Consider the following 10,741-nt stretch of genomic DNA (forward strand, 5'->3'; position numbering starts at 1 on the left):
ACGAATTTTGAAAAGGAGTACTTTCCCTACACCAATTCGACCATCGAAACCAAAAGCACTGCAACACAGGCTGCTACGGCAACAGTAAGCAGGCTCCTTCTTCTATACGCAAAGAACACACCGACTATAGTTCCTGCTATTCCCGAAATCAAATCCGCCGTCGAATAAATTATTGCCGGAAATGTCATTGCGCCGAGCACAGCATATGGAACATACGCCAAAAACGATTTGATAAATCTGTTTTCTATTTTCCCACTAAACGCCGTCAGAGGTATTGCTCTGATAAGATATGTAACTCCTGCCATTACTATAAGATATATAAAAAATGTCTTTGTATTCATTTATTCCCCTCCATTTCCTCTGCATCATCAATCGGATAAAGCAATGCTCCGGCTGCCGATGCTATAACGGCACATATTATTATCACAAAACCTGATGATACCTTGTTCAAAACAGGAAACCACTTAAACATACAGCTTAAAATGACTGCAATTATTATTACCTTGAGATAGCGGCTGTCATCCCTTGCCGCCGGGAGAATTATTGCTAAAAACATTCCGTATATCGCTATACCGAGTGCATCACTTATAACTGCCGGAAGAACGCCGCCAAGTACTGCTCCAAACGCTGTTCCGGCTATCCATCCGACATATGAAACAGATATTATTCCAAGCATGTAATACTTGCTTATCGTCTTGTTACGGCTGACTGAAACCGCAAATATTTCATCCGTGACGCAAAAACTCACTGCCATTCGTGTCGGTTTCTTAAATGTACTGTCCACTTTCTGAGCAAGAGACAATGACATAAGTGCATATCTTATGTTTATGACAAGCTGAGTCAATGCCATCTCGACAAGACCACCGCATGTTGCCATAATCTCAACACCCGCAAACTGTCCCGCTGATGTCACATTGGCAACCGAGATAAGTATCGCCTGCCATGCAGCCAGTCCCGCCGATACCGCCATTATTCCAAAAGCAAAACTAACCGACAGATACCCAAGTGCTATCGGTATTCCATCCTGTACTCCTCTTTTTATGTCCTTCTTTTTCTCTAAGCTATTGTATTTCATTTCTACAACCTCATTCATGTATATATTTCCCAAAATATTTTTTCTCACATATAGTTGTACTACTTTGCCTTTTTACTGCTTTATATATTTTTCCCACTCAGATCTGATTAAAAATCTTATATTTAACAACCGCAAATGCTTCTCTGACAAAACTGTTAGGTATCGTAATCGGCTTTGTTTTTGCACTTGCACCACTCACATCTGTATAACCCATTTTCTTTGCTATGCATTTTGCCCTGTAAATATGAAAATCATTACTGACAATAACAATCTTTTTTGTTTTGCTGCCAATAATCTCCGCCGAATATTCGAGATTCTCGCTCGTGTTTTCTGATTTGTCCTCAAAGATTATTCTATCACTTTTTATTCCGTTTTTTATAAGATAATCTGACATGGCTTTTGCCTCTGTTATATCCTCACCTTTTCCCTGACCACCAGATACAACAACCTTTGTTCGTGTATTTTCATTTAGATAATCAATCGCCACATCAAGACGATATTTTAAATTTAATGTAACTCGAGTTCCATTTACTCTCGCACCCAGAACCACGATATAATCCGCATTTTTCTCTGGTTTCTGAACAGCATTTTTTATGATAAGCACTTCCGCAAAGCTAAACACCACTAAAAACAGGATAACACATATTATAAATATCCCCGTTATAACCTTTGGCAAATGTAACTTACCAAAATAGCAAAGTCTTAAAATCACTCCAAACGCCACCAAAAACAAACCAAGAAGCAGCCAAAAATATGTAAATGTATTATTCAGTCCTATAATAACCGCATAAATTCCAAAATATAATATAGATGCTATGCCTAGTATCCATAAAATAAAAGAATAAAACATATTCCCCCCTATAAATTAAGCTGTAAGTCGATACCGATTTGATTATTTGCTCAACTACCTGCTGTGGTTAAACTGCACAACTGCATATGCTTTTCCGTCTACATCATCAAGCGAAACAAATGTCTTATTCTCCTGCCTGCAGATAAACGGAACAATCATATCTCCAAGAAGTGCCTGCTTTTTGTATTCAACACGCAGTTCCGACACTTTAGGAAGTTCAATCTGATTCATCGCCATTCTTACATACTGACCATTGTTTACATGATGATTTGTATCAAGCTGTGACTCCTGCACCACAAACTCTCTGCCTTTCACAACATTTTCAGGCATTTTGATTTTTCTCGGAGCATACTCCATTTCAAGCGGTTTATGTTTACCGTAAACATCCCCGATTTCAGGAGTAACTATCCTCGGTCTGTTTTTCTTTAAGTCCATAAGCACCCACAATGAATTAGCAATAGCAACTCTGCTACCATCTTCTTTAGTTATAAGAAAATTTCTGTGCCCGAACATCTTCTCATACCCAAACGATTGTGTTCCAATAGTGATATTTTCTCCCATTTTTGGATACTCATCAATCACAATCTGCCATGAATTAAGAATCCATGCTAAATTTTTTTCTTTATGAAATTCAAGCCCAACCCCCAAATCTTCTGACTGGAAATTTGTGCAATCCTGCATATAATTTATTATTCCATCGAGTGTCAGTCTTGCATTGCTGTCCACCTCACTATATCTTACCCTACTGTTAAAAGTATACATCTCTATCCCTCTCCTCTATCCAGATTCTTTGCATATTCGATTCCAAAAACATCAGCCTCATCCTATAAGCACTTCTTTGCCTCTAAACGCAAAGCCATAGTGTCTGATATTTTCTTTAAAATAAAGCTATCATATAGATATGTTTATCATAACATTCCCAAAAAGCAAAGTAAAGCAGGACTAACACCTTGCAATCCTGCTTTACTTTGCTTTTTAATTTTTGATCTCTACTTCCATTTGGTATCTCCCAGTAAAACAAATCTTTCATATGTCAGACATTTCCCTGTATAATATCTTTTTTATTATAAATCATAAATAACAAAAATATTTTTACTAGAATATATATTGTAAGTACACCAAGCACTACTATTTTGGACAGTGCTATCTTATTACTCCTGCCTGTCATCGCAAGGTTGCTGTAACACAAAAGATAAAGATATTTACTTTTACCACATGTGTAAATCAAATCACCCAAAAATATATGAAATACCAAAATCACCATTTCAATCATAATCGCAATTCTGGCATCAAATATAATCTCAAATATCGCCTCCCACAATGCAAGATTTAAACACACCATGTAAAATACCATTATATAATATATAAATTGTCTTATGTCACTTTCGGTTTCTTTCATATGTAAAACTTTAGCCTCAAGAAAATAAATAACAATCAATGAGAATATTATCTGTACAAGACCTTTTATGTGATTAAAAACAATCTTTCCAACTATCATGTATCTTTTTCTGTTTCTGGTTACATGCAATATCCCATAACCATTTACATATTTTTCCGTATCCATAAACATATAAAACAATACAAGACCAAACAGAAACAGTATTCCTGCATAAAAAATAGGATCACCAACAAACTTTACACCAGCAAAAATATTTTCATACTTAAATACCACATTTATTCTAAATACATATGATACATAAAGAAACATTCCCATAATACACCAGAATTTTTTATTACTCAAAATATTCATCACTTCACCCCCAAAAGACATGGCATCTATTATTGTCAGACCAAAACAGCAGTTGTCTGCTTTCTGAAAACACCATTATGCCACAGATAACTGCTTATAACACTTTTATAATTCATCCTGTCTCACCTTAAATATAAATGTAACTGTACTTATCAAAAGCCCTGTTCCCACATATAAAGCAACCGATTTTATAAAATCTTCAAAACCATACTCTATAAAAGGCTGTGTGGCATATGTCAAATTGTATGGCGTCGTCTGAAGCCACATCCATATAAAAAATCCGACAATATATGTAATAGTATATCTCTTACTTATAAATGCCAGTGACTGTGTTATAAGTCCACACATCCCAACTAGAAATGCCGTAACAAAAACATATAAAAGATACATTAGATTTGGATACCTTCCCTCTATCCTAAACCATTTTTCGTACTTATCATCAAATAAAACCTCCAAACCCATAAAATTATTCCCATCTCTAAAAATTATCTGGGCAAGTACAAAATTCAAAAGCAGACTCAATGCAAATACAACAAATGGTATCAAAAACGATGCAGCATATTTACTCAACATATATTTTTTCCTTGAACCCCTTGAAAGCATTATATTTGTATACCCCTTTTTCGATTCCCATATATATCTGTCACTTACCAGATTAAGTACAAAAAACGGCAAAAGCCATAAAATCATAATCTGTGTAGTATGCCCTTGTGTACTCCGTGACAAAAATGATGCATATGCCGGATGTGCCAGCCAACCACTTATAAATCTTCCGCCCTCTTTTTCACATTCTATTTCTGATTCACGATCAGCCTCCAGTATTTCCTCTTTATGTGCCCTTTTATAACTAACTTGCAATTGTTTAGCAGCCATATTTATATCCATAATCGGAATCAAAAAAATAATCAATGCAATTATTAACACTCTTTTACTCTTTAATACACTAAGTATTTCTTTCTTTAACATTTTTATCTCCATTCCGAAGCGTTTATGTAATTACTACTGGCATCTATTGTTATGCTTAAATGAAAAATACCAGCCTCAGCCTATAATCACTTCCTTACCTCCGATTTAATCTTTCCATCTGCCATATTTATCTTCACATCTGATAAAAGCTCAATGTCCTCTTTATTGTGACTTGCCACTATAATCAATACACCTTTTTCTTTTAATTCAAGCAGAAGTTTTCTTATATCATTTATGCTTTCTTCGTCTAGTGCATTAGTCGGCTCGTCTAAAAGCAACAATTTAGGATGCTCAAATATCGCCTGCGCTATTGCAAGTTTCTGCTTCATTCCAAGAGAATATGTTCTTACTTTCTTTCCTTTAACATCATGCAGACCAACTTTTTCCAATGTGCTATTTATGTCATCATCTGTCGCAGTCTTTCTGATTTTTCCAAGAATCTTTAAATTGTCATATGCATCATACTGCGGCATAAGTTCCATATTTTCTATTATAACGCCCATATCTTTCGGAAAACTTATTTCCTTATGAAGAACTTTCCCATCTATAATCACCTCTCCTGATGTTGGAAAAATCAGACCAGCAACAGCTCTCATTAACATTGTCTTTCCCGAACCATTTCTGCCATACAAACCATATATATTTCCACCTTCAAATTTGTACGATACATTATCAAGCACATTTCTGCCTTTAAGTTTTTTGCTATAATTTTTAACTTTCACTTCCATCTATTCTTCCTCCCTGTAAAACGAATATTCAATATATCAGCCATTTCTATGCATCAAATTATATTCGGTATTATTTAATGCAATAATGAAAATCTATATCAAGCCTCACACAATATCCTTTTTTTCATAAATAATTCCTGCAACTATATATATCCCTGTTGTTATGGCAAAATCCTTTACTCTTTTCAGAAGCCATATAGCTATCTGCATATATCCTCCAAAAGACATGTTATCTATTATCGTCAAACCAAAGTAGCAGTTGTCTGCCTTAAGAAAAAATACTACAAATATATTTACCGCTATTGTCAGTAATAATGATACTATTTTTAATTTTGTTATCACATACAATAGCAGATAACATACTCCGCCAAAGCTGAATATAATAAATACTGCAATATAATAAAACATCATTATACCCCAGAAATTATTTTTAATAAGTATATCTTTGTCAACAAATATAGACACTCCTACAACCTGCACCCCCACATATATAAACGAATAACCTGCACTCAGTTCAAGCATCTGTAAAAAACATTTTCTAAACGATATAGTCCTTCCTGCCCTTGATACCGCTTTTATCGAAAAAGGCTCTATCTCCTTAAAAACAAACATCAAAAATACCGCCATATATATAACTGCGATATTCATATAATGACCATATCCCCCATGTGTTCCAACTATCGCTCCCAATAAATCTTCTTTCTTCTCAGTATATATAAGATATTTTTCTTCCCAATACCAGAAAGCCGCATACATCCCCGACAGCCCCAGATAACTGCTTATAACACTTTTATAATTCATCCTGTCTCACCTTAAATATAAATGTAATCGTACTTATCAAAACCCCTGTTCATGCAATTTTTTTATCACTTCCATCCATACACGAAAATATGAATTCTAGCAAAAAAATCTTTTCCAAAATTCTAACCAATTGTCATCTGTAAAAAAACTCATAATTCATTACACTCCTTTACAATTAAATTTTCAAACATTGCAATATTCGATTATTTTAATCATAGCAGACATATATAATATTTTCTAGAACAATGCGACAAATGGTCGTTTTTTGCGATAAACGGTAATTTTTTTATTGTTCAATCGTATCCTAATGACATTAAGTATAAACATAGCTTGTTTATTAACACTAATATAATTTTGACTTATATAATGTTATATTTTATACTTATATAAATATAATTTAAAAAAGGAAACAATTTTTATGAATTTAATACTCATTAACATTGGACAAACTCTCAACTACATATTAGAACTTACAATTATTTTATATATTCTAAAAAATATATTATTCATTACTATGAGCACTTCAAAAATACGGCAATACTTAAGTCTTGCTTTTATGCTCGCATGGGGAATATATACATATTTTTCAAACACACCACTGCCTGAAACCTTTATTATATTTCCCATTGTATTGTTATTATTCAAAGAATCGCTGTTCATTATTATATTTATTGTTACTATATTGACACTTGCAATCAATATAATAAACTCTATCTGTTTTTATACCCTTTGTCTTGCAATACATATCACATATAATAATAAATTATTACATATACTTATTATTTTATTATCACTTGTAATAATGCTGACATCTATTGCTATGCTTAAATCCAAAATAAATATTGATATTAATACTTTCAAAAAAATTAAAACAAAAAATCTGACTCTAATCCTACCTGTAATATTTGTCGATTTTTTTCTGTCAGGTGTTTCTTGTTTACTATTTTACCAAAATATAAACTATATAGGACGCCGACTGTTAATGTTGGCAATTTACATAATGATAATACTAAGTATTATTATACTTGTTTTGTATTTTCGTATTTCACATATACATTCTGAGCTTGAACAAATTGACAATTTAAAATCAAAAATGCTTTCATTAGAAGAGCAGTACTATAAGGACCTGCAAAATAAAAATATGGATTTGCGTGCCTTTAAACATGACTACAATTATCATATAACTGCAATGCAGGCACTTGCTCAAAATAATAATTTTGAAGATTTAAAAATTTATGTAGAAAAACTCACACAAATAAAAGCAAATGTATATTTTATATCTACCAACAATGTAATTGCAGATGCCATCATAAACTATTTTTATGAAAACTTACCTAAAAATACTGAATTTAAAATCGACGGAAAATTTTTAGAAAATACTTTTGTAAGTAATGACGACCTCTGTGTTATAATTTCAAATTTGCTAAAAAATGCTTACGAATCTATATGCCGTATCACACCTACTGACCAAATTTCAGATAAAAATAATAAACAACAAACTGATAAACATATATATGTTTCGCTCTATAATGACGAAAATAATATCACAATGTATATTGAAAACACCTGCACATCACTTCCAAATCAATCTGGCACAAACTTTTTCACTTTAAAATCCGATAGCATAAATCATGGTTTTGGACTAAAAAATGTAAATAATACAATTAAAAAATATAACGGAAAACTTGAACTTAAATCAGAAAAAAATACTTTTTATACCTATGTATTCTTGCATAATATAATATAACTTATCAGAAATTATGAAGTAATTTCTGATAAAAGGCACTGTTCTTGTGCCGCCAATTGATTATAAGGTTCGCGAAGCGGTTCCTATAATATAAAAAATTACCACTTATCGCATAAATTGACCACTTATCGCATAAATGTTGTTTTTTATCCTTTAACTTGATAACATAACAAATATATACTTTATAACATCAGGGAGGAACTTTAACAATGAAAATCGGAATCTGTGATGATGACTTACAAATAAGAACACAACTATTAATTTTATGTAAAAAGCTTGGTTACAATGATATATCCCAGTTTGAGTCAGGCGAGAAACTCCTTAGTTCCAATATATATTTATCACTTACATTACTTTTTTTGGATATTGAAATGAAAGACATGACAGGTATAGAAGTAAAAAATATCTTAGAAAAGAGTTCTCCCTTTACCTTAATTATATTTATTACATCTCACAATGAACAGATAAAAGATGCTTTTGGACGAAATGTAATTTCATTTATTTCCAAACCATTTTCAGAAATATCAATAAGACATAACATTGAAAAAGCAGCTTACCTAAGCCATAATTTTTTACCAGTCAAAATAGACGACAACATCGCTGTTCCTTGCGAAGAAATACTATATCTGTGTTCAGAACAAAAATATAGTATTTTTCACACAAAAAACGGAAACTCTTTTTCAAGCCGCAAATCAATGAAAGAATGGGCAAAAGAACTTGAAGAATTTAATTTTTGTCCTATTTCACGCTCAATAATCATAAACTTAAAACACTATAAGAAAATTCAAGAAAAAAAAGTAATCTTACATAACGGAATTTCATTTCCGATAAGTCGCCGTTACACCAATTTACTCAAACAAAAATTTGATGAATATGTTTTAAATATGCTTAGAATATAAACAACAACATCCAATCAAAAACATCAGCCTCATCCTATAAGCACTTCTTTGCCTCTAAACGCAAAGCCATAGTGTCTGATATTTTCTTTTTTCACACCTCTTTTTATAAGCTCTGCATCATAATTTTTTTCTTCTATCTGCTTTAACGCCTCATTTACCGTATCTTCAAGAGAACTCTCTTTTCTAGGATTTATCACCTTAAATTCAATCACTATTCCAGGCAGTTTGATATTCTCCTTGTCCTTTGGCTCAAGCATTATATCATATCTTCCGAAACCACTTTCGCGATTTGAAGTAACTATATAATCTTTTTTCTGACTAACCATAAGTCCTAATACAAATCCATGGTAAAAATTCTCAGGTCTTATCCTTGATTCATCTTTTCCCGCAACATCAAAGCAGCTGAAAGTACTACATGTAATTTCATTCATATAATAATTCATAGCATCTAAATCTCCGCCAAACATAGCTTTTACAAATTCGTCCGATGAATCGTCTCTTGTCTTAAACCACGCTTTTATCATATTTTCAAACATTAATTTCACTTCAAAATTTGTAAGACTCAATTCATATATATTTTCACCTTCCACATTTTCAAAGTCTACATGTTCTAATTTAAGATACCCACTTGCCAAAAGCAGACTCCATATTGCCTCTGAACTTGAATCGAGCTGATTAAATACTATCTGTTCATCTAATTCAGTTTTTAAATGCTTTCCTTCCAAAAGTTCTTCCATTATCCTTTTTATATTCACTGAGCCCGCCTGTATAAGTTTTGATACAAGACTATTTGAACTTGTCGACGCCCAAAAGGTACGATATCTCTTTTCATCAAGGAAATTAGTAATCGACCACGGATTATAAATATCTGTTTTGTTTCCAAAAGTAAAACCATCATACCATAATTTCACCTTTTCTTTTTCATCTGAAAGTCCCTGCTCATCAAGTGCGTTAAAAACTTCTTTCTCCGTAAAACCAAAACAATCAGAATATTCATCACTTGTGACCGTCACTACTTTAAGATTATTCAAATCAGAGAATATACTTTCTTTTGAAACCCTTGTTATCCCTGTCATAATGGCTCTCTCAAGATACGGATTTGTCTTAAATGTTGAATTAAAAAGGCTTCTTGTAAACGCTGCAAGTTCTTCCCAATATCCGCTTACATATGCCTCCTGCATAGGTGTATCATATTCGTCAAGCAGAATTATTACATCCTTTCCATAATATCTGCTAAGATAATCACTTAAATCATTTAATGTATATGAAATATCCTGCTCATTTGGATGCTCCAAAAAAGAAATATATCTTGCTTTTTCTGTATCACTTATTATATCTGAATCAAGCAAAAATCTGTTTTCTTCATATATTTTTACTATTTTTGCACATATCTGCTGTTTTGCAGTTACATAATCCTTTCCTTTTACCCCCGCAAAACTAAGAAAAATAACTGGATATGTCCCCTGAATCTCTCGATACTTTTCATCTTTCCATATATCAAGTCCCTCAAACAAATCCCCTCTGTCTGCATACTTATTTGAGAAAAAACAATTGAGCATACTCATATTCAATGTCTTTCCAAAACGGCGTGGGCGGGTTATAAGTGTTACATCATCTTTATACTCCCACCACTCTTTTATAAAGGCTGTTTTATCCACATAAAAACAATTTTCCTGTATGATTTTTTCAAAATCCTGTTTTCCTATACCAACCACTCTCGCCATATGCCTACCTCCCATAATTCAAGGATCACTCTCTATATCACTAACATTTTACCCTTCTGAAAAACTTTATTCATCCTATAAGCACTTCTTTGCCTCTAAACGCAAAGCCATAGTGTCTGATATTTTCTTTAAAATAAAGCTATCATATAGATTATTTATCATATAGATATGTTTATCATAACATTCCCAAAAAACAAAGTA

General features: G+C 32.5%; 11 protein-coding genes. 2 read left to right on the top strand and 9 right to left on the bottom strand.

The annotated features are described in order from the left end of the window. Nucleotides 1–26 precede the first annotated feature (26 nt). The 8 genes from ACZLXV_RS00465 to ACZLXV_RS00500 form a co-directional block, all read right to left on the bottom strand. Nucleotides 27–341 (bottom strand): AzlD domain-containing protein, encoded by a 315-nt coding sequence (locus ACZLXV_RS00465; RefSeq protein WP_482382163.1) that lies wholly within the window; start codon nucleotides 339–341, stop codon nucleotides 27–29. Beyond that, nucleotides 338–1,075 (bottom strand): AzlC family ABC transporter permease, encoded by a 738-nt coding sequence (locus ACZLXV_RS00470; protein WP_482382164.1) that lies wholly within the window; start codon nucleotides 1,073–1,075, stop codon nucleotides 338–340. The genes ACZLXV_RS00465 and ACZLXV_RS00470 overlap by 4 nt, the downstream gene beginning before the upstream one ends. A gap of 97 nt (nucleotides 1,076–1,172) precedes the next feature. Beyond that, entirely contained in the window at nucleotides 1,173–1,925 is a 753-nt protein-coding gene (locus ACZLXV_RS00475) for a YdcF family protein (protein WP_022225349.1), read from the bottom strand. A gap of 54 nt (nucleotides 1,926–1,979) precedes the next feature. Beyond that, the gene (locus tag ACZLXV_RS00480) at nucleotides 1,980–2,687 is read right to left on the bottom strand and encodes an acyl-[acyl-carrier-protein] thioesterase (protein WP_022225348.1); all 708 of its coding nucleotides are present in this window, start codon (nucleotides 2,685–2,687) and stop codon (nucleotides 1,980–1,982) included. Nucleotides 2,688–2,958: 271 nt separating this feature from the next. Further along, a complete protein-coding gene (locus ACZLXV_RS00485; RefSeq protein ID WP_022225346.1) occupies nucleotides 2,959–3,675 on the bottom strand; it encodes a DUF2705 family protein in 717 nt (238 codons plus the stop codon). A gap of 105 nt (nucleotides 3,676–3,780) precedes the next feature. Further along, entirely contained in the window at nucleotides 3,781–4,641 is an 861-nt protein-coding gene (locus ACZLXV_RS00490; RefSeq protein ID WP_022225345.1) for an ABC transporter permease, read from the bottom strand. Nucleotides 4,642–4,727: 86 nt separating this feature from the next. Then, on the bottom strand, nucleotides 4,728–5,369 hold the full coding sequence (locus ACZLXV_RS00495) for an ATP-binding cassette domain-containing protein (RefSeq protein WP_482382165.1): 642 nt from the start codon (nucleotides 5,367–5,369) through the stop codon (nucleotides 4,728–4,730). Between the two features lie 105 nt (nucleotides 5,370–5,474). Next, nucleotides 5,475–6,170, bottom strand: a complete 696-nt coding sequence (locus ACZLXV_RS00500) for a WxPxxD family membrane protein (protein ID WP_022225343.1) — start codon at nucleotides 6,168–6,170, stop codon at nucleotides 5,475–5,477. A gap of 418 nt (nucleotides 6,171–6,588) precedes the next feature. Between ACZLXV_RS00500 and ACZLXV_RS00505 the strand changes: the two genes are divergently transcribed. After that, entirely contained in the window at nucleotides 6,589–7,917 is a 1,329-nt protein-coding gene (locus ACZLXV_RS00505) for a sensor histidine kinase (RefSeq protein ID WP_482382166.1), read from the top strand. Between the two features lie 209 nt (nucleotides 7,918–8,126). After that, a complete protein-coding gene (locus ACZLXV_RS00510; RefSeq protein ID WP_482382167.1) occupies nucleotides 8,127–8,816 on the top strand; it encodes a LytR/AlgR family response regulator transcription factor in 690 nt (229 codons plus the stop codon). 29 nt (nucleotides 8,817–8,845) lie between these two features. Here ACZLXV_RS00510 and ACZLXV_RS00515 read toward each other — a convergent pair whose 3' ends face one another. Then, nucleotides 8,846–10,540 (bottom strand): AAA family ATPase, encoded by a 1,695-nt coding sequence (locus ACZLXV_RS00515; RefSeq protein WP_022225340.1) that lies wholly within the window; start codon nucleotides 10,538–10,540, stop codon nucleotides 8,846–8,848. Nucleotides 10,541–10,741 lie beyond the last annotated feature (201 nt).

Source organism: Butyribacter sp., assembly GCF_056818865.1.